12 protein-coding genes are annotated in these 20,927 nt (G+C 66.7%); 5 read left to right on the forward strand and 7 right to left on the reverse strand.

Annotation, left to right across the window (positions count from 1 at the left end):
* Positions 1-1,350, forward strand: a 1,350-nt coding sequence (locus Q319_RS0111000) for a UDP-glucose dehydrogenase family protein (RefSeq protein WP_051655301.1), incomplete at its 5' end; no start/stop codon positions are given.
* 50 nt (positions 1,351-1,400) lie between these two features.
* On the opposite strand, the gene Q319_RS0111005 is transcribed toward Q319_RS0111000, so the two are convergent.
* From Q319_RS0111005 to Q319_RS27075, 5 genes are all read right to left on the reverse strand, one after another.
* Positions 1,401-2,603: an MFS transporter gene (locus Q319_RS0111005; protein WP_029482552.1), complete on the reverse strand. Its 1,203-nt coding sequence runs from the start codon at positions 2,601-2,603 to the stop codon at positions 1,401-1,403.
* Positions 2,604-2,687: 84 nt separating this feature from the next.
* Positions 2,688-4,199 (reverse strand): 3-keto-disaccharide hydrolase, encoded by a 1,512-nt coding sequence (locus Q319_RS25540; RefSeq protein WP_051655302.1) that lies wholly within the window; start codon positions 4,197-4,199, stop codon positions 2,688-2,690.
* Positions 4,200-4,396: 197 nt separating this feature from the next.
* Entirely contained in the window at positions 4,397-5,794 is a 1,398-nt protein-coding gene (locus Q319_RS0111015; protein ID WP_081845995.1) for an FAD-binding oxidoreductase, read from the reverse strand.
* Between the two features lie 201 nt (positions 5,795-5,995).
* Positions 5,996-8,542, reverse strand: coding sequence for a DNA mismatch repair protein MutS (gene mutS, locus Q319_RS0111020; protein ID WP_034414719.1), 2,547 nt, complete (start codon positions 8,540-8,542; stop codon positions 5,996-5,998).
* Positions 8,543-8,684: 142 nt separating this feature from the next.
* Positions 8,685-8,855: a hypothetical protein gene (locus Q319_RS27075; RefSeq protein ID WP_156039296.1), complete on the reverse strand. Its 171-nt coding sequence runs from the start codon at positions 8,853-8,855 to the stop codon at positions 8,685-8,687.
* A 191-nt stretch (positions 8,856-9,046) separates the two neighbouring features.
* Here Q319_RS27075 and Q319_RS24465 point away from each other — a divergent pair, with 191 nt between their 5' ends.
* From Q319_RS24465 to Q319_RS0111045, 4 genes are all read left to right on the forward strand, one after another.
* The gene (locus Q319_RS24465) at positions 9,047-9,388 is read left to right on the forward strand and encodes a 4a-hydroxytetrahydrobiopterin dehydratase (RefSeq protein WP_029482556.1); all 342 of its coding nucleotides are present in this window, start codon (positions 9,047-9,049) and stop codon (positions 9,386-9,388) included.
* On the forward strand, positions 9,385-9,882 hold the full coding sequence (locus Q319_RS0111035; RefSeq protein WP_029482557.1) for an acyl-CoA thioesterase: 498 nt from the start codon (positions 9,385-9,387) through the stop codon (positions 9,880-9,882). The genes Q319_RS24465 and Q319_RS0111035 overlap by 4 nt, the downstream gene beginning before the upstream one ends.
* A gap of 182 nt (positions 9,883-10,064) precedes the next feature.
* Positions 10,065-12,464, forward strand: a complete 2,400-nt coding sequence (locus Q319_RS0111040; protein ID WP_029482558.1) for a hypothetical protein — start codon at positions 10,065-10,067, stop codon at positions 12,462-12,464.
* A gap of 57 nt (positions 12,465-12,521) precedes the next feature.
* On the forward strand, positions 12,522-14,132 hold the full coding sequence (locus Q319_RS0111045; RefSeq protein WP_029482559.1) for a S8/S53 family peptidase: 1,611 nt from the start codon (positions 12,522-12,524) through the stop codon (positions 14,130-14,132).
* Positions 14,133-14,198: 66 nt separating this feature from the next.
* Here Q319_RS0111045 and Q319_RS0111050 read toward each other — a convergent pair whose 3' ends face one another.
* Together Q319_RS0111050 and rnr are read right to left on the reverse strand one after the other, a co-directional pair.
* Complete coding sequence (locus Q319_RS0111050) at positions 14,199-16,232, reverse strand: DNA topoisomerase subunit B (RefSeq protein ID WP_051655303.1); 2,034 nt, start codon at positions 16,230-16,232, stop codon at positions 14,199-14,201.
* A gap of 345 nt (positions 16,233-16,577) precedes the next feature.
* Positions 16,578-20,783, reverse strand: coding sequence for a ribonuclease R (gene rnr / locus Q319_RS0111055; protein WP_081845996.1), 4,206 nt, complete (start codon positions 20,781-20,783; stop codon positions 16,578-16,580).
* Between the last annotated feature and the right edge of the window lie 144 nt (positions 20,784-20,927).

Below are 20,927 nucleotides of genomic sequence, written 5' to 3' on the forward strand. Positions count from 1 at the left end.
GCCGCCCTGCTCGCCTATTTCGGTCATCAGGTGATGGGTCTGGACATCGATCAGGGCAAGGTGGACATGCTGGTGCGCGGCGAACTGCCGATCTACGAGCCGGGGCTGGGCGAACTGATGGCCGAGTGCGGGGACCGCTTGCAGTGGACCACCGACTACTCGGCGGCCATTCCGGGTGCCGACGTGATCTTTATCTGCGTGGGCACGCCGCCGCTGCCGGGCGGACAGCCGGACCTGCGCTATCTGGCAGCGGCGGCGCAGGATGTGGCGCGGCACCTGAACGGCAAGATGCAGGTGGTAGTCAACAAGAGTACGGTGCCGGTGGGCACAGGGGACTGGGTGGCGCGGATCATCGAGGAGAACGCCCCGGATTACAAGCAGCACCAGTACAACGTGGTCAGCAACCCTGAATTCCTGCGGGAAGGCACGGCGCTGTTCGACAGCCTGTACCCGGACCGTCTGGTGCTGGGTGGCAACGACGGGACCGGCGTGGCGCGGTTGCTGGAGCTGTACGCCCCACTGATCGAGCAGAATTTTCAGGCCCCGGCGCATGTGCCCCGGCCCGTGGGCTACACCCGCCCGGAAGTGGTGGCCACCAGCCTGAGCAGCGCCGAGATGATCAAGTACGCCGCCAACGCCTTTCTGGCCCTCAAGATCAGCTTCGCCAACGAGATTGCCGGGCTGTGCGAGCGGGTGGACGCCGATATCGAGGAAGTGGCGCGCGGCATCGGCAGCGACGCGCGCATCGGGCGGCAGTTCCTGTCGGCTGGGGCGGGCTGGGGCGGCTCGTGCTTTGGTAAAGACACTTCCGCGCTGATCAGCACCGGCGAGGAATACGGCTACGACATGCCCATTCTGCGCGCCGCCGTGGCGGTCAACCAGCGCCAGCGGCAACTGGTGATCGCCAAGCTGCAAAAGCATCTGCACCGGCTTCAGGGCAAGCGCGTGGCCGTGCTGGGCATGGCCTTTAAGCCCAACACCGACGATCTGCGCGACGCCCCGGCCCATGACGCCATTGCCCGCCTGAACGAGCTGGGCGCGACGGTGGTGGCGCATGACCCGGTGGCGATGCCGCGCGCCCGCCGCGAGTGGGGCCACCTCAAGTACACCGAGGCCAACTCTGCCGCAGACGCCCTGATCGGCGCGGACGCCGTGCTGCTGATGACCGAGTGGAAGGACTACACCGAGCTGGACTGGAACGGCGCGGTGCGGACCATGCGCCAGCCGCTGGTGATCGACACCCGCAATGCCCTGCGCTGTGCCCTGCCCACCGCCACTCTGGAGCAGATCGGACGGCGCGGCCAAGGCCAGATGGGCCAGAACCAGACTATGGTGCAGATGATGGAATGATACGGACTGTCAGTTTAGAGTGATGGCTCGGTTTAGAAGGATGGGCCAGTTCAAGCAGCAGTCCGCATTTGTTTGCCCGTGAAGCTGAAGGCCAGCAACGCCGCACCCACCACCAGCGCCGCGCCTGCGCCCCACACGAAGCCATTGGCCGGGTGATCGGCGGGTGCGCTCAGCAGCAGCGGGCTGAGGAACTGCCCCAGAAACACGGCGCTGCTCATGCCTGCCACGATACGCCCGCGCCACGTGGACGGCGTGATGTCGGCCAGCCAGGTGTACAGGTTGGGCAGTACCAGTCCGCCGCCCAGCCCGGCCACGATCAGGCCCGGCACCACGGCGGCGACGCTTGGCCCCTGCGACACGATGGCCCAGCCCCCTGCCACCAGCCCGAAGCCCAGCGCCGCTGCCCTGCGCGCATCGAAACGGCCCGAGAACCGCGAGTAGGTCAGCGAGGTGATGGCCGCCGTCAGCGTGAACGCGCCCAGCAGCAGGCCAGTGGCGGCGGGCGAGGCCCCCAGGAATTTCATCAGGAATGGCCCCTGCGCGGGCATCAGGTAAAAGATGACCATGTAGGCCAGGGCCAGCGCGTAGACCAGCCCGATGGCGCCCCAGGCGGTCTTGCCCTCTGGCTCGTGGCTGATTTCTGCCACATGTCTGCCTCTGGGCAACCGCAAGACCAGCGGCAGGATCAGCAGCGCGATGAAATAGATGGCAAATGGCGCACGCCAGCCCACCCCCGCCAGCAGGCCGCCCAGCGGCAGCAGCACCGCGCCGCCGAAACTGGTAAAGGCCGCCTGCTGGCTCAGAAATTGACCACGCGCGGGGCCAGTGAACAGGTCATTGACCAGCGCTCCGCCCGCCGTCATGGTTCCGGCCACCGCCAGTCCCAGAATGACCCGGCCCACCAGCAGCGCCCCCAGCGAGGACACGATCAACCCGCTGGCCCCGCCCAGCGCGTACAGCAGCAGCGAGCCGATCAGCACCGGCCTGCGCCCGAAACGGTCCGCCAGCACACCGCTCAGGGGGGCAGACAGGGCAATCGCCAGCCCCACGATGGTCAGCGCCAGTTTGACCAGAAGTTCGGCGTTCGGCTGATCAGCAAAGTGCGCCTGCATGGCGGGCAGCGCGGGCGCGATGGTGGCCCCGGACATGATGGTCAGGGCGGCCAGCAGCAGCAGCGTCAGGCGGGTGGAGAAGTCAGGTGGGGCCGCGCCTGACACGGAAGGTGGCGCAGAGGCAGGGGCGACGCGGGTCATGGGCGTGACTATAACTTCAAAAAGTCAAGCGGTGTGTCGATTGAAGTTGAAATTGGCACTGCCGATCAGGGGAACAGTTCTGGCTCACGGAGCTGCTGGCGGCTGTGGAGGCAGCTCCGCCCCTGGCAGCACCCAGACGTTCCTGAAACTGACCTTGCTGCCGTGGTCCTGCAACACGATGGGTCCGGGCGAATCGGCCTCGGGATCGCCCAGCAGGGTGGAGGCGCTCAGGGCCACGTCGTCCTGCACCTTCTCGCCGTTGAGGTACACCGTGGCGCGGGCGTCCGCCGTCTTCTGTCCATTCTCCCAGCGCGCGGCACGGAAGTTGATGTCGTAGCTCTGCCATGTCCCGGACGGCAGGGCGGCGTTGCTGCTGGCGTCGTGCTGGCCGTAGACGGCCCCCAGATCATTCTGGCCCTCCAACTTCGTCCCAAAGGAATCGAGAATCTGCACCTCGTAGCGGCCCTGGAGGTACACGCCGCTGTTGCCCCGGTCCTGCTCGGCCAGACCCGCGCGGCTGGCGGGCACCCGGAATTCCAGATGCAGCCGGAAGTCCCCGAAGTTGCCGCGCGTGCGGATGTCATTGGTGTCCTGGGGGTCGCTGCTGGGCTGAACGGTCAGAGTGCCGTCCTGCACGGGCCACCTCACGTCGCCCCCGCGCCGGTCCTGCCAGTCGCTGTTGACACTCTGTGCCCCCAGCAGCACCTGCGCGTCCGGGGGCGGGAGCAGGTACGCCAGCGGGCGCAGTTCGATGTCGCGGTAGGACACGGCTGCGCCCTCGGCCTGCAATGCGATGCGGCCTGCGCTCAGGGCCGAGCCGTCCGGCGCGCGCAGGTTCGTGGCCTGCGCGGCGAGTTGCCCGTTGACGATCTGCGTGGCCTCGTCGCCGGACACCACCAGCTCCAGCGTGTTCCAGTCCGGCAGCTCCTGCACGCCGCCTGCGCGGATCATGCGCCGGTAGCTGTCGGCCCCGTTGCGGGTGGTCACGGGCTGGCCGAAGGGGTCATATTGCAACTCCTGCGCCCCGGGATCGCGGACGGTGGAAGTCAGGTTGGTGCCGCTCAGTTGCCACAGGTCCCCGGTGCCCCCTTCCAGAATCTGGAACTCCGCGCTGGCGGGCCAGACCTTGTCGGGGCCAGCGACGTGGTACAGCACGCCCGAATCCCGTGCGTCAGCCGCACGCGGAGCGAACTTCTGCTGGTCCCAGCGGTATTGCAGCCGCAGCCGGTAGTTGGCGTAGCGTTGATTGGTCAGCAGGTAGCCGAACTCCCGCTCCCCGGCGGTGGGTGCAACGTCCAGCACACGAAGCTCGCCGCCCTGGACCTTGAACACGCCTTCTGGATCATTGCCCGCGCCGCGCGACGGCAGCCAGGTGGACCAGCCGCTCAGGTCCGTGCCGTTGAACAGCGGGGTCCAGGCGGTCTGGGGCTGAAGGGCGGGGGCCAGGGCATCTGCCGACTCGGGAAGTGCTGCCGTCCCCGACACCCCGGCGCAGGCCGAGAGTGTTCCGCCCAGCAGCAGGCCCAGGCCAATGCGGCGAATGGTCGGCCAGGGCTGGCAGCGGACCGGGGCGGGTGGAGGGCAGGCGTTGGACATGGAACTCCTTGTCTGGGACTGGATGTCTGGGAGGGGGCATGTGGGAATGGGCGGATGGCGTGGAAAGTGGACCGGCGGGTGCGACTGCCCGTCCATGATTTCCCACGTTGGTGAGAGGCGCGGCCCAGTGCGGCTCAGACCGCGTTGATCTCCCGGTCATCTTTTCCCCCAGGCATCTTTCGCCCCACCCCTGAAACTCAGGGCAGAATTTTCCCCGGATTCAGCAGCCCTGCCGGGTCCAGCAGCGCCTTGATGCCACGCATCAGCCCCAGCGTGTCGGCGTGTTCGCGGGCCAGATAGGCGCGTTTGTGCAGCCCGACGCCGTGTTCGCCCGTGCAGGTGCCGCCGCGTGCCAATGTTTCGGTGATCATGGAGTCATAGACGGCATTGACCCTGGCCCACGTCTCCGTATCGTCCGGCAACGCGTGGAACAGCACATGAAAATTGCCGTCCCCGACATGCCCCACGATGCTGGCGTCCAGTCCCGCCGCGTCCGCCTCTCGCCGGGTGAATTCCACCACTTCTGGCAGTTGATGCAGCGGCACGCACAGATCCGTGGTCATGTTGATGTGGCCGGGATTCAGCGCGGTGATGGCGTAGTAGGCGTGGTGACGGGCCTCCCACAGTTTCGCGCGTTCCTCGGCGCTGTGGGCGGCGTGCAGGCCGACGCCTCCGCCGTCCGTGACCAGTTCACGGCACAGCTCCAGCGCCTCGGCCAGCGCCGCCGAACTTGGAGAGGCCAGCTCAATCCACAGCGTCGGCGCTTCGGGAAAGTCGGTTCCCTTGTGGACGTTGACCGCGTGAATCTGGCGCTCGTCAATCAATTCCAGCCGCTCGGGTTGCAGCGCCGCGCCCATGATATCCACCGCGCAACGGGCGGCGGCCCCCAGCGAAGCAAAATTGGCCCGCAGCACCACCAGATTCGCGGGCAACGGCCACAGCTTGACCGTCAGTTCGGTGATCACACCCAGCGTGCCCTCCGCGCCGATAAACAGGTTCTTGAGGTCATACCCGGCGCTGGTTTTCCTGGCCTTGCTGCCCACCCGGATCACCTCGCCGGAGACGAGGGCCACCCGCAACTCCAGCACGTTGTCGCGCATGGTGCCGTAACGCACCGCCGCCGTGCCGCTGGCGTTGGTGGACGCCATGCCGCCCAGACTGGCCTCCGCGCCGGGATCGACGGGAAAGAATAGGCCCAGATGGCGTATCTGGCGGTTCAGTTCCGGGTAGGTCAGGCCCGGCTGCACGGTGGCCTGAAAGCCCCCTGCCGCCACCTCCAGCACGGCCTTCATGCCGCTCACGTCCAGCGACAGCCCGCCGTTTACCGGCACCACCTGTCCTTCCAGGCTGCTGCCCACCGCGAACGGCACCACCGGAAAGCCGTGTTCGGAGGCTAGCTTTAGCGCGTCCACCACATCCGTTTCATTCTGCGCGAACAGGACGGCGTGCGGCAGGGCAGATTCCTGCCGGCTCTCGTCGCGGCCATGCGCGTCCAGCACGGCCTGTGCGGTGCTGAGCTGTTCACCGAAACGGGCTTGCAGGGCGGTCAGGGCAGTGGGGGACAGGGTGTCGGGGCGGGGGAGAGTGGGAATCATGGTCGGCTCCTTTGGACGAGGGCTATTTTGTTCTGGGGCGCTGTGAAGGCGTTTGCGGTTCCCCCTCTGCTAGCGCAGCTCTACAAGTTCCAGCCTCCCCCGCAAGCTAAAAATTACGCTCGTCGGCGTCGCTGTCTTGATTTCAAGAGTAAGGCAAAAACCCTGTTCCACCCTGCATTTTGGCCCTTATTCTCTTGACCCTTAGACCTTCTCCGCCCCCACAACGTCCCGCTGCCAACTGTTCAATAGCTCCAGCGCCTGCATGGGCGTGACTCGGCCCAGGTCCAGCGCGGCCAGTTCGCGGGTCAATCGTCCATCGTCGCTGCCGGTGTTCAGGGCGGTCAGCAGGCGGGCGGCGCGGGCGGTCACGGGGGCGGGAAGGCCCGCCAGCCGCGCGACTTCCACGCCGTAGCTCTGGCGGGCCGCACCGGGAATCACCTGATGATAGAAGGTCAGGCCGCCGCGGCCATCGTGGGCGCTGGCATCCTCTTCAGCGGCGACATGCAGGTTGATCAGGCCGGGATGCTCGCCCTCCAGCCGCGTCAGCTCAAAGTAGTGGGTGGCGAACAGCGTATGCGCGCCCGTGGCGTGCAGATGTTCCAGCGCTGCCTGCGCGATGGCGAGGCCGTCCAGGGTGGAGGTGCCGCGCCCCACCTCGTCCAGAATCACCAGACTGCGGGCCGTGACGCCGTGCAGGATGGCGGCCAGCTCCGACATCTCCACCATGAAGGTGCTGCGCCCCCCCGCCAGATCGTCCGACGCGCCGATGCGGGTATGAATGGCGTCGTACACGGGCAAGTCGGCCCCATCCGCAGGTACAAACGAGCCGATCTGGTGCAGCAGCGCGCAGATGGCGACGGTTCGCAGGTAGGTGGACTTGCCCGCCATGTTCGGTCCGGTCAGCAGCAGGGTGGTGCGGCCCGCGCCCAGGGTGGCGTCGTTGGGAACGAACTTGCCGCCCGTGGCCTGTTCCACCACCGGATGCCGCGCCTGAACCAGTCTGGCCCCGCCGTCCGCCGTGTGCGGGCGTGTCCAGCCGCAGTCCACGGCGATCTCGGCCAGGGCCGCCAGCACGTCCAGCTCGGCCAGCGCCCCCGCTGCCTCGGAAAGCGCTTCGGCGTGCGCGGCCAGACCGTCGCGCAGTTCGGTAAAGACTTCCAGTTCCAGCCGCCCCGCCGCCGCTTCCAGCCGGGCGATCTCGCGCTCGCGTTCGCGCAGATCGGGGCGCGTGAAGCGGGCGCGGTCCTTGAGTGTGGCAATCTGGCGGTAATCGGAGGGAACCTTGCTCAGGTGTGGCCCGGTCACTTCCAGGAAATAGCCGAAGACGTTGTTGAAGCCGACTTTCAGGTTGCCGATGCCGGTGCGCACCCGCTCTGAAATCTCCAGTTCGGCCAGCCAGGCGCGGTGGCCCACGGCCCCGTTTCTCAGCTCGTCCAGTCCACCGTGGAAGCCGTCACGGATGAGTCCACCGTCCCCGGCGCGGATAGGCGGATCGTCCACCAGTGCGGCGCGGATGCGGGTCACGACTTCGGGCAGTCCGGCCAGGCGGGCACGCACGCCGCCCAGCAGCCCGTCCAGTCCGTCCAGCAAACGCACCGCTTCCGGCAGCAGCTCCAGCGTGCGGGCCAGCGAGGCGACTTCGCGGGGGGTGGCGCGGCGGGTGGCCACCCTTGCCGAGAGGCGTTCCAGATCGTGCGCGCGGTACAGCAGCGAACGCACACCGTTTCGCAGATCAGCAGCGCGGGTCAGGGTTTCCACGCTGTCCAGGCGGGCGCGGATGCTCAATTCGTCCAGCAGCGGGGCGCGCAGCCACGCCCGCAACCGTCGCCGTCCCCCCGCCGTGCGCGTCTGAGACAGCACATCCATCAGCGTGACGCCCCCCGGAGCCTGCGCCGTGAACAGCTCCAGCGCCCGCACCGCTGCCTCGGGCAGGCGCATGTGCGCCCCCGGCTCAAAGCGCACCGCGCGGCGGACCATGCCCAGCTCGCCCTGTTGCGTCACCCGCGCGTAGCCCAGCACGGCTCCGCAGGCCCGCCGCAGCGCCGCCGAGGTCAGGCTGCCCGGAATCTCGCCCAGCACGGCCTTCAGCTCGTCGCAACAGCCCGCCTCCTCAAAATTGGCGGGGGAGAGCATCACCGGAAAGCGGGTCTGAAAATCCGAGAGCAGCGCCGGATTCCCTGACAGTTCGGGGGCCAGCAGCACCTCTCGCGCCCGCCAGCGCGACAGTTCGTCGTACAGCGCCGAGCGGGTGTGGAAGGCAGCGCAGCGGAATTCGCCGGTAGACACGTCCAGCAGGGCCAGCGCGTAGCCGTCGCCCGTCGCCACCGCTGCCAGATAGTTCTCGTCGGCGCTCAGGTGCCGCTCCTCAGTCACGGTGCCGGGGGTCAGCAGTTGTGTGACCTTGCGCTCTACTAGGCCGCTGCCGGGTTCCTCCACCTGATCGGCCACCGCCACGCACACGCCCGCCGCCAGCAACCGCTCCACGTTGTTGTCCAGCGCCCGCAGCGGAATCCCGGCCATCGGCGTGCTGAAGTCCCGACTGCTCTTGTGGGTCAGCGCGATTCGCAGCAACCGGGCGGTGCGCTCGGCGTCCTCGCCGAATGTTTCGTAAAAGTCACCCACCTGAAACAGCAGGATGGCGTGCGGGAGCTGCGCGGCCACCTCGTCGCGCATTTTCACGTACTGCTCCAGCATCGGCGGCAGCGCCCCGTTCCCGGTTCCCTTCAACACGTTCTGAGCCACCCGCATATGGGGGGCAGCATAACGGGCGCGGCTGGCGGGCATGGAGAGTTGGGCGGCAATAGCCCGAAAAAAACCCGCACCGAATGGGAGCGGGATGCGCAACTGAAGTTGTGGCCCGGAAAGATCCGGGGTCAGGATTTCCGCAGGTTCACACGTCGCAGCCGAAAGCCCGCAGCAGATCAAGCTCGGTGATGGGGGGCGCGCTGGAACGGAGTGGGGTGGCCGGGCTGCTGGACTGGGTCAGCAACACAGGAACCATGGGGACGGCGGCGCGGTTGGGACTGAGGAGGGAACGAAAACGGCGAATCCAGACATTCATGTCAGACACCTCGCTAAATTGGACCTGGAACAGACTGTAGTTGGAAACCTCTCAAAATTTTCTGACTGTGTGAATTTTACGGCTCTCAGTCACTGTTTTACTGTGGGTGTTCTTTCACTGGTGACCACTGAGCATTGGTATTTCGATCACGCGTTTCTCAAAGCGGCTCAAGTCCCGTAAAATGCGGGATCATGGCCTACGATTCCCGCATGGGGTACGACCCGGACCGCAAACTGACCGACGGCGACGTGCATGACCTCAAACCCGCCGGATGGTGGGGCGACGACGGCCTGCTGTTTCGCGAATTCACCTTCGACAGCTATCAGGCCGGGGTGGATTTCGCCATGCAGGTGGCGGCGCTGGCCGAGGATCAGGGGCACCATCCAGACATCCACATCTTTTACAAACGGGTCAAGCTCAACTACTTCACCCACGATGCGGGCGGCGTTACCGGAGCGGACATCGCGGGCGCGCAGGCGGTCAACGATCTGTTTGATCTGGCGGCCAGACCCGAGGGCGGCGCGGAGGGTTGAAACTCAGTATTCCTGACGCCGATACCCTGTGGGACAGTCTGCTGCCCACGCGGCGGCACCAGCAGATGCTGACCGTGGGGCCGGAGCATCTCGACGAGATGGATCACGTCAACAACACGGTCTATCTGGTGTGGTGTGAAGGGGTGGCCCGCGCCCACGCGGACCGGCTGGGCATGGGCACCGAGGCGCTGCGTGCGCTGGGGACGGTGCCAGTGGCGCGCCAGCATGTCATCAACTATCACCGCCCGGCGCTGCTGGGGGACCAGGTACGTGTCCGCACGGCCCTGACCGTTCACGCGGGACTGCGGAGCGTGCGCGCCTACACTGTGGACCGATTAAACAGCAGCGATCCACCAGACCTGGGCGTGCGGCTGGCCGAATGTCAGACCGAGTGGGTCTGGGTGGACCCCGTCACGGGCCGCCCCCGGCGCGCTCCCCCAGAGGTCATAGACCGCTTCGGTTTCGGCGTCCAGGGACGGCACCCCGACAGTTGATAGAAAATGAGGCTTTTGTCACGTTACTGGTCAGTTCTGGGAAGGTATTGCGCGAATTCTGCTCATTGATGATTCAGCACTTTCTTTTGCCAACATGTCAGACCGTAGTCTTTGTTCGGGCTGATTAAGAGTAACTGGCATTTTGTTGCATTTTCTACATTTAGAGTTCACAATAAGGGTCTATGAAATTGCGGACGCTGGGAACACTGTCCGTGGAGGGCGTCCCTTTCCGCAGGCAGAAGGTGCTGCTGCTCTTGGCGTATCTGTGTACCGAGGGACCGCAGCCGCGCCGCCGTCTGGCCGATCTGTTCTGGCCGGAAGCGGCCAATCCCATGAACAGCCTGGCGCAGCATCTGGTGCATCTGCGCACCCTGCCCGGCGCGGTGCAGGAGGACGGCAGCCGGGTCGAGGCGGGCGCGCAGGTCTGCTGCGACGTGCAAGAACTGCGCCAACTGGCCCAGGGCGGCGATCTGGTGGGGGCCACGGCGCTGTACGGCGGCTCCTTTCTGGACACGCTCAGTATTCCGCTGGGCGCGGATCTGGAGGAATGGATCTATGAAACGCGCGAGACACTGGCCCGCGAGGTCCGGGGGCTGTGGCTGAATCTGGCGGCAGCGGCAGCGGCGCACGGGCGCGCGGCACAGGCCGGGGAGCTGGCCGCCCACGCCCTGAACGTGCCGGGCGCGCCGCCCCCCGACGAACTGGAATTGCCCCGCCTGCATCACCTGCTGCATCTGGCCGGGCATCCACTGGCCGGGGGCATCGAGCGCGAGGCGCATTCGCTGGGCCTGACGCTGGGCGTGGCCCCCGGACTGGCGGCGGCCCCGTTCATGGGCCGGGAACAGGAACTGGAGCAGCTCGCGCGGCTGGGGGCCGGGGACGTCGCCTGGATCAGCGGTTCCGGTGGCATGGGCAAGAGCGCGCTGCTGCTGGCCCTGGCCCGCGCGGGCGGCTGGACCGTGCTGACGGCCAGCGCAGACCGCCCCTACGGCACGCTGGAGCCGCTGGCCGGAAAAGCAGGGGTCAATCCCGCCGCTCCCCTCGCTCCGTTGCGCGCCCCGTCCCTGCGCGTGGCCGTGGACCACTGGGAGGGCATGGACAACGCCACGCAGGCTGCCCTGGCCCTGGCCGCCCGCCAGCGTCCCGGCGCGGCCCTGGTGATCGTCTCGCGCCGCCATCCCCCCTTCGACGTGGACCTGCACCTGGAACTGGGGCCGCTGCCCCCAGAAGCCCTGACGGAGCAGCCGGGGCTGCACGCCCTGACCGACGGTCACCCGCTGCTGGTGGGCGCGGCGCTGGCCGGTGAGGCGCTGGACGGACGCCAGGGGGCCAGAATCCGCGCCCTGCCCACGGCGGCCCGCGACGCCTTCCTGCTGCTGGCCTTGCAGGAAACGCCGGACCTGCGCGCCACGTCCCGCGCGCTGGGCCTGAACGCCGCCGACTTCGCCCTGATCCTGAGCCGCCTGACCCTGGAGGGCCTGATCCGCGAGAACGGGCAGGTCTACGCCGCCGCCGTCGCCCGCGAGAAGATCGGGCGCATTCACGTGCAGGCCCACCTGCTGCATCTCAAGCTGGCCCGCGCCATGCCGGAGGAAACGGCCTGGCCCCACTACGTCGTCGCCCGTGACCTGTGGGAAGACGCCGATGAGGAACGAGCCGCCCACGCGGCGGCCCAGCGTGCCGAACAGGTGCTGGAACGCGGCTATCCCGGTGAAGCGGTGGCCCTGCTGGACTCTTTTCCCCACCGCCCTGAACTGGCCGTGCCGCACGCCTGGGCCTTGCTGGGCGCGGGCCGTTCCGCCGAGGCGCTGACCCGCCTGCAAAAGCTGGAACCTGCCCGGCAGGCCGAGGGAGCCGTGACCGTGGCGCGCGCCACCGCCCTGGTGCGCCTGGGACGCCACGAGGAAGCCGCCGCGCTGGCCCATGAAGTCAGGGGCAGCGGACCGGAAGCGGCGCGGGCGGCGAGCGTGCTGGCCAATGCTGCCAACATCCGGGAAGCCTGGGATGAGGCGCGGCGGTATGCCCAGATTGCCTCTGACCTGTGGCAACTCGGCGGAAACGAAAAGGAGCGACTGGGCGAGCTGGTGCTGGTGGCAAAGATGAAAGTTCGCCTGGGCGCTGCACCTGCCGAGGCTTTCCGCGACGTGCTGGAAAGTTCCAGGGGGCTGCCCAGCATTCGGGGAACGGCGCTGGTCAATTACGCCCAGGCACTGATCGATGTCGGTCAGGCCGAGACCTCTGACGGCGTCATGGAGGAGGCGATTGCGGAGCTGACGGCGGCAGGCGACCGGCTGGGCCTGGCCTCGGCGTATATCAATCTGGGGGTGCGCCGTCACCTTCAAAGCCACCTCACGGAGGCCGCAGTCCACTACCGCCAGGCACTGGGCGTCCTTGCTGGAACAGGCGGTATCCGGCAGATGGGCCTGGCCCTGGGAAATTTAAGCGAGATCGAGGGCGATCTGAGCGCCTTCGAGGACACCCTGGCAATGCTGGGCCGGGCTGGCCAGCATGAACTGGTGGACCACATCCGGCGCAACGCCAACGTCGCCACCCTGTCCCCTGTCCGCTCCCTGCGCTCCTGATCCTGGTCACGGCCTGATCATGGTCCTGGGCGCACCCTGATTCCCGTGGAGGTACGAATGACTGGACTGAAGAGATTCGCCGTGTGGCGGTGGCTGGTGGCGGGCTTGCTGTGTGTGCTGGGCGCGGTGATGATGGCCTGCGGAAGCCCGGGCAACCCGGGCGTGAAACCGCCCGAAGAGGGACAGGCCCGCGTGTTTCCCCTGATCGCCGCTCCGGGCGATCCGGTCTGGTTGCTGGACGCGCCGCGCGCCGCATCACCACAGGGCAGGGTCCGGGTGGGCGGCCAGACGGCGGAGTACACCACGGACCCGGTCTCGGGCTGGCTGCGTTTCGAGGTGCCGCAAAAGGCGGGCGGCGGTCCCCAGCCCGTCGAGTTCGTGGGTCTGCCGTCGCCGGGGCTGAACCTGAACCTGACGGTGTTGCCCCCGGAGTCGGCCTCGCAGGACACCGTGCTGTACGCCGCCGCAGCTGATCTGGCGGACATTCAGAAGACCTACCGCGACCGATTGAACCGGCTGCTGGCCGACTGCAAAGGCTCCTGCCCGCCAGAGTTGACCAACACTATCGAGCGCCTGTCTGCCCTGAAATTGCCAGAATTTCAGCCGTTGCTCTCAGGCCGCACGACCGGCAAGCAGGCCCTGGCCTCCACCTCGCGTCCAGAACTGAACATTTCAAAGTTTCCTTCTCCCGCCCCCCAGCCCCAGCCCAGCCAGTTCTGTGGACAGGTGGCCGGTGTGCTGCCGTCCTCCGGCTTGCGTACAGGACAGGTCATCTCGCTGCTGAACCTGCTGTTTGGGGGACGTCTGGGCACCGATCCCTCCACGTCCGGTCATCCCACCCAGGCCCCCTATCAGAACGAGCCGCCCAGCGCCATCATCAAGAAATTTCTGGACGGCCCCACGGGCAACGGCAAGGGCGTGGTCATTCATGTGCTGGATACCGCCAGTAACGCGGCGGACCCTTTCGTGATGACCGGGGACGTGAACTACTACAACACCATTTATAAGAACCGGCCCTACCACGGCTCTATCGCGGGTCAGGTGGCGCAGGTGGTTTCCCCCGGCGCGGCGCTGGACTACCAGCAGGTCTGCGACAAGAACGGTGACTGCTCCACCCTGGCAACGGTCAAGGCCCTGTGTGCCGTGGCCGAGGAAGCCCGCAAGGGCGGCAGGCATGTGGTTAACTTCAGCGCAGGCGGGCCGTACCCGGCGCTGGGCCTGCTGTGGGCGCTGCGTGAAGTGGCGGCGGCGGGTGTGCCCACGGCGGCCTCGTACGGTAACAGCGACGACTGCGCCGGGCTGGTGCCGGGGGACCGTTGCAACCATTTCCCGGCGGACTGGAGCGGAAGCTTTGCTACCTCGTCCGCTCTGAATGCCCCCACCATGCTCCTGAGCGTGGCGGGCTGGGACATCGGCACGCTGCAAATGGCGACGTACAACCGGGGCATGCTGTCGCCGGGTGTGATCACGCCGCTGCCCAGTGTGCAGGCCCCCGGCGAGTTCTGGTTTAACCGGCTGCCCTATTTCGGCTCCAGCTTCGCCGCGCCCGTGGTTTCAGGTGTGCTGGCGAACTGGATGGCCTGCAAGCCGGGTGTTCCCGTCATGCCCTTCGTGAATACGCCGGGGCAGTTGCCCCTGCCGCTGAGCGTGGTGCGCGCCTGTCCTTAACCGGAGAGTAGACCAAGCAGAAGGCCCCTCTTCCGATCTGGAAGAGGGGCTTTTTGGAGGGAAACTCTAGACGCTGATCTCGGCGAAGCGGGCGTTCTCCTGAATGAACAGCTTGCGCGGGGCGACTTCATTGCCCATCAGGTCCTCGAAGACCTCGTTGGCGACGATCAGGTCCTCGATGCCCACGCGCTTCATGGCGCGGGTTTCGGGGTTCATGGTGGTGTCCCACAGTTGATCGGCGTTCATCTCGCCCAGGCCCTTGAAGCGCTGGATGTCGTACTTCTTGCCTTCCTTGTTGGCGGCGGCCACCGCCACTTTCAGGGCACCCTCGTCGTACAGGTACGCGCCCTTCTTCTCGCGGCCCACCGTGATGCGGTACAGCGGCGGCTGGGCGATGTACAGGTAGCCGGCCTCCACGACGGGGCGCATGTAGCGGTAGAAGAAGGTCAGCAGCAGCGTGGCGATGTGCCCGCCGTCCATGTCCGCGTCGGTCATGATGATGATCTTGTGGTAGCGCAAGTTGCTCAGGTCAAAGTGCATCCGGTCCCCGGTGCCTTCCACGCCCGCGCCGATGGCGGCGATCAGCGCCCGGATTTCCGCGTTCTTGAGAATCTTGTTCAGCTCGGCCTTTTCCACGTTCAGGATCTTGCCGCGCAGGGGCAGGATGGCCTGGAAGCGGCGTTCGCGTCCGCCCTTGGCGCTGCCACCCGCGCTGATGCCTTCCACGATGAACATCTCGGACTCGGCAGGGTCCTGAGAAGAGCAGTCGGCCAGCTTGCCGGGCAGATCGTCGTTTTCCAGCGGGTTGCTGCGGCGCACGATGTCTCTCGCCTTGCGGGCAGCCTCGCGGGCGCGGGCGGCCTCGGCAGCCTTCTCCACGATGGTCTTGCCCACCTTGGGGTTCTCTTCCAGGAACTCGGAGAACTTCTCGCCCACCACGGCGTTCACGGCGGTCTGGGCCTCGCTGTTCAGCAGCTTGACCTTGGCCTGAGACTCGAACTGCGGCTCACCGAGCTGCACGCTGACCACGCAGTAGATGCCTTCCAGCAGATCGTCACCGCTGGGCACGGGGTTGCCGGACTTGATCATGTTCTTGTCTTTGGCGTACTTGTTCAGGATGCGCGTGTAGGCGGTCTTGAAGCCGGTCAGCGGCGTGCCACCGTCGCGGGTGCGGATCATGTTGGCGTAGGTCAGGATGTTGTCTGACGCATAGGTGTTGGCGTGGATAAAGGCCACTTCCACCACCACGTCGCTGTGCGTGCCGCGCATGACGATGGGCTGGTCATACAGCAGCTTGGTGTCGTCGGTGACGAGGGCGCGGGCAAAGTTGGCGATGCCGCCCTGCTCGTAGAAGACTTCCTCGCGGACCTCTCCGGCGTGCAGTTCGCGGCGCTCGTCGCGGACCACGATCTTCAGACCCGTCAGGTACGCCAGCTCCCGCAGACGGCCCCGGATGCGGTCATAACTGAACTGGTTGTCGAACTCCTTGAACACGCCCGCATCGGGGTGGAAGGTCACTTTAGTGGCCCAGCTCACGTCACCGGGGGTATTGCCCAGCACTTCCAGCGGCGTGGTCACCACGCCCTGCTCGAAGCGGATGTGGTGCAGTTTGCCGCCCTTGTTGACGGTCACGTCCAGATACGTACTCAGCGCGTTGACCACGCTGGAGCCGACGCCGTGCAGGCCGCCGGACACCTTGTAAGCGCCCTGGCCGAACTTGCCCCCAGCGTGCAGCTCGGTAAAGATCACCTCGATGGCCGGGCGGCCCTCAGATTCCATCATGTCCACCGGAATGCCGCGCCCGTTGTCAGTGACGGTGGCGCTGCCGTCGGCGTGCATGATGACGTGGATCTCGTCGGCGAATCCGGCGGTGCCCTCGTCGATGGCGTTGTCGATGATCTCGGTCAGCAACTGGTGGTAGCCGTCGACGCCCGTGCCGCCCTGCACGTACATGCCGGGGCGTTTGCGAACGGCTTCCAGGCCTTTCAGGACGGAGATGTCGGCGGCGGTGTACTCGGCACCCGGCCCGCCCACGACGCGCGACTGGGTTACTGAGGTTTGGGCAACTGGAGCAGTGTTCTGGTCTTCAAGTTTGGTCATTTGACTCCTGCGGCGCGGACCCGTTTCTGAGGCGGGCTTACGCTGAATTGAGAGGAGAGGGTTGTTTGGGACTGATAGGCGCTCAGGGACGCCCTTTCTCGCTACTCAGTATACTACAGCAGTTGAAATAGGTCAACAAAATTACGTACATAGCATAATAGAGCTGCGACGTTTAGAGGACTCGAAAAAGCTGTGCTGGCGGCAGGTTCTGGAATTTATCGGGGCGGGTGGGGCGGTCTTCTGGACTGCTGCCGCGCCTGCCTTTTTTGAGGCCATAAAAAACGCAGCTCCCGAGTCTCCGAAGAGGGTGGGGGCCGCGCTATGGGTGGGGTGATCTGGCTGGTCTTACTCCGGGCCGCCCGTTCCTCTGCGGCCCCGGCGGCGGCGACGGCGTTTGGCATCGTCACTCTGGGCGGCGCTGGTCTGGGCGGGCTGCGGGGCGGCGGTCTGGGCCTGCGCGGGCGGCGCAGCCTGACCCTGTGGGTTGCTGCTTCCCTGTGGACTGCTCTGGCCTCCGCGCTGTCCCTGCGGGCGTCCGTTGGGGCGCTGAACTGCCCCCCGGTCACTCCCGCCCCGCGTGTGGCCGCGCTCGCCGCGCGCCGCGCTGCCCCGGTTGTTGCTGCCGCGCTCCTGCACGCCGCGCCCACCCCGGCCAAAGTCCCGGCGGCCACCGCCGTCATTGCCATCGTCGGCGGGCATGTTCTCCAGCGTCCAGTCGCCGAAGTACATGCGCTGCACGGTGATGTTCACGGGGCGCAGGTGTTCGTTGCGGGGACGCTCCAGCGTGACCACACGCCGTGCGCCGCGCCGGGGGCCAGAACTGGTGCCGCCATTGCCGCCACCACCTTCGCCGCTGTCCATGCTGACCCCGCCGAAGGTGCGGCCCTGGCTCCTGTTCTGGTTGCCCTGGCCCGGATTGCCCTGCCCTCCGCGCCCACGTCCGCCCTGGCGGGGAGAGGCGTCGGCAGAGGACGAGGCGGCGGGGGCCGGGTCTTCCAGCGTGAACTTGCGCGGCTCGCTGACCGGGACGCTCTGTAATTTCTCGCGCTTTTCCTGCTCGCGGTCGTCGCGGCGGCGGGCGCGGGGTTTGACGGGTGAATCCATGTCGTTCTCCTCATTGAAGTTGCCGGGCTTGTATTCCGGGTCGGTAGGGTCGGCCAGCGTGAAATCGGTCTGGCGGGCCAGCGGTTTGACGGTGCTGATGGTGACGTTGACGCTGTCGCCCAGGCGGAAGCTCTTGCCCCGGCTGCGGCCCTTGAGCATCTGCGCGTCTTCCAGGTACATGTAGTAGTCGTCGTCCAGGTTGCTGATGTGCAGCTTGCCTTCCACGCCGTTGTCCAGCATGACGTACAGCCCACTGGCCACCACCCCTGACACGTTGCCGGGGAAGGACTCGCCCAGGTGTTCCTGCGCCCACTTGGCCTGGTAGTACTTGGTCAGGTCCCGCTCGGCCTCGGAAGCCGTGCGCTCGCGTTCGCTGGTGTGGTCCCCCATGCCGGGCAGACGGCCCTGGAGCAGCGCCACCTCGCGGTTCCCCGCCTTGAGTTCGCCGCTCAGAATGCCCTTGATGACGCGGTGGACCAGCAGATCGGGATACCGGCGGATGGGCGAGGTGAAGTGCAGGTACTCGTCGAACGCCAGTCCGAAGTGGCCCAGGTTCTCGCCCGAATACTTGGCCTGCTGCATGGACCGCAGCAGCAGCGTGTTGACCACGCTCTCACGGTTGGTGCCGCGCACTTCCTTGAGAACCGCCTGATACGCCTGCGGGGTAGGCTCGCCGCCGGGAAAGGCGAAGCCCAGCCGCCCGATGGCCGCCGTCACGTCCTGGAAGCGTTGGAGGGTGGGTTCCTCGTGGATGCGGAACAGGGCGGGAATATCGCGCCCGATCAGGAAGCGGGCCACCACCTTGTTCGCCAGCAGCATCAGGTCCTCGATCATGCCGCGCGCGGTTTCCTCACGGATCGGGATCAGCTCCATGCGCCCGTCCTTGCCCACGTCTACCTTGACCTCGCGCATCTTGAAGTCCAGAGACCCCTCGCGCAGCCGCTTCTGACGCAGCTTGGAGGTGATCTTGAGCAGCAGGTGCAGGTCTCCCTCCAGATTGCGGGCGGCCTCGGGCAACGTGGCGATGGCCTCGCTGTACGCCTGAACCTCGTCGTAGGTCAGCCGCGCCTTGGAGTTGATGACGCTGGGCGCGATCTTCACGTCCAGAATCTCGCCCTCGGCGGACAGCTCGATCAGGGCAGTCAGGGTCAGGCGGTCCTGATCCGGCACCAGGCTGCACACGCCGTTGCTGAGGTGTTCAGGCAGCATGGGCAGCACGCGGCCCGGCAGGTACACGCTGGTGGCGCGGGCGAAGGCTTCCTCGTCCAGCGGCGTGCCCTCGGTGACGTAGTGGCTGACGTCGGCGATATGCACGCCCACCACGAAGTTGCCTTCGGGCGTGGGCTGGATGTGAATGGCGTCGTCAAAATCCTTGGCGTCGCGCCCGTCCACCGTGAAGATGTTGTATCCGCGCAGGTCCAGACGGCCATGCAGGGCAGCGGCGGGAATCTCGACGGGGATGGCCTCGGCCTGTTCCAGCACGGGTTCGGGGAACTCGCCGCGCAGACCGAACTTGACGATGACCGCCTCGGTCTCGGTTTCGGGATCGTCCTCGGCTCCCAGCACGCGGGTGACCTGGCCAAAGACCTCGTCCTCGCCGGTGTTCTCGGGCCAGAACAGCTCGGTCACGACGCGTGCGCCCGCTTCCAGTTCTTCGATGCCTTCCGGCAGCACCAGGATGCGGTGGCGCGCGCGGTGGTCATCGGGCTTGAGAATCGGGTGGCCGTGGCTGTATTCCAGCGTGCCGACGAGCTGCTTGTACGCACGCTGCACGATGCGGACCACGCTGGCGCGCGGGCTGCCGTCGCCCTTCTGGCCGCGTCTGGGGCCACCGCCGCCGCGCCCGTTCTCGTTGCGGCCCGTATCGCCCCGGCCTTCCATCCTGACCAGCACGATGTCGCCGTTCCAGGCTTCCAGCGTCTGCTCGGCGGGCACGTAGAAGTCGTCGCCGCCGCTGTCGGGGATGACGAAGCCGAAGCCCGCCGCCGACGCCTGGAATCTCCCGCGCACCAGGCTCATGGCCTCGGGCAGGCCGTAGGTCTTCTTGCGGGTGCGGATGACCTGGCCCTCGTCGGTCAGGGTGTCCAGCAAGTCTTCCAGCTCGCGCCAGCCGCCAATGCGGTTGATGGCCTGCCGCGTGAAGGTGCGTTCCAGATCGCGCACATGCACGGGCCGTCCCAGCTTGCGGAGCTGGGCGATGACCAGTTCGCGTTCAGGGCTGAGGGGCTGGAATTCTTCCTGTGCCTCTTGCTCCTCAGCCGCCGCTTCCACCACTTCTACTTCAGACTGGACTGTCTCAATGGGAGCTGTCTCAACTGGAGTCGGCTGGGCGCGTTTGCCCCGGCCCCCGCGTCCACGCGACTGTGAATGTGGTTGCGAACGCGGCTGGGGGTCCGGCTGCGTCTCGGAGGCTTCCTGCACGGCCACCACCGAGTCCACGGCGGGCACGGCCTCGGAAGCGGACACCACCTGCACAGCGTGGGTGGCTCCCGACTCGATTTCCACCGCTTCCACACCGTCCAGCACTGCGGGCAGGGAGGTGTCGGGCAGCGCCTTCCTGCGGCCCCGCGTCTTCCTGGGAACTTCCAGAATCAGTGGGCTGGTTTCCACCTCAACTGCTTCTGGCGCAGTCGCAGCCTGCCTGGGCTTGCGGCCCCGTCGGGCAGGCTGAGGCTCGGGGGCTTCAGCTTCGGGAGCGGCTTCGTCCGTCACGGCTTCCACCACAGGCGTTTCCATCACGGGAGGCTGGGCGGGCACTTCAATCTCCGGCACAGGCTGAACCTGCGCGGCGGGCTTGCGTCCACGGCGCTTGGGGGCTTCGGTCTGAGCTTCAGGGGTCTGGATTTCTGAGACTTCTGGCTCGATCTGAACTTCGGGAGCGGCCTGCGCCTTCGCGGCGGGGGCCTTGCGCGTCTGCCTGGGCTTTCCGGGAGGCGTGGCGTCGGCGACAGGCTGCTCGTTCACTGTCTCAGGGGCAGCCAGAGCCTCAGCCACAACCGCCATCTCAGGCACAGTCGCCCCGGCCTGAGCGGGAGCTTCCTGAGCCGACGCCTTGCTGGACTTCCTGCCCTTCCGCGCCGCAACAGGTTGAGGCTGTTCCGCCTGAGCAGATTCGCTCTGGACCGGCTCGCTGTGAACGGCCATGTCCTGAATCGGCTCGGCCTGGGCCACTGCCGTTTCAACAACGGCAATTTCAGGGGCCGCATTTTCAGTTGGCAGTGCTTCCGCCACCGATACTTCGGGCTGCGCCTTGGGTTTGCGGGGCGTGGCTTTCTTGCCAGCTCCCCTGGGGGTCTTCGGTTTGACTTCTGTCACTTCGGGCGCGGCATCTGCCGCCTGGGGCACGGTCTTTCTGGACCGCTGGCCTGTCTTCTTCGCTGACTTCTGGACTTCGGCGCTGGGCTGCTGTGCTTCCCCTTCCGCGTCCTGCTTTTTCACTTTAGGCATTCACGCACCTGGTTACTCAGGACGTGCCCGTGGGGTTATGTCGTGGGCGCACGTTGATCCGGCCAATTTCTGTGTTCTGGCGTTCAGCATCAACGCGCGCGGCCCGCCCACGGGCAACTGGCTATCGCTTCCTCGGGTTTGCGC

The sequence above is a fragment of the Deinococcus marmoris DSM 12784 genome (genome assembly GCF_000701405.1).
GTDB classification, from domain to species: Bacteria; Deinococcota; Deinococci; order Deinococcales; family Deinococcaceae; genus Deinococcus; species Deinococcus marmoris.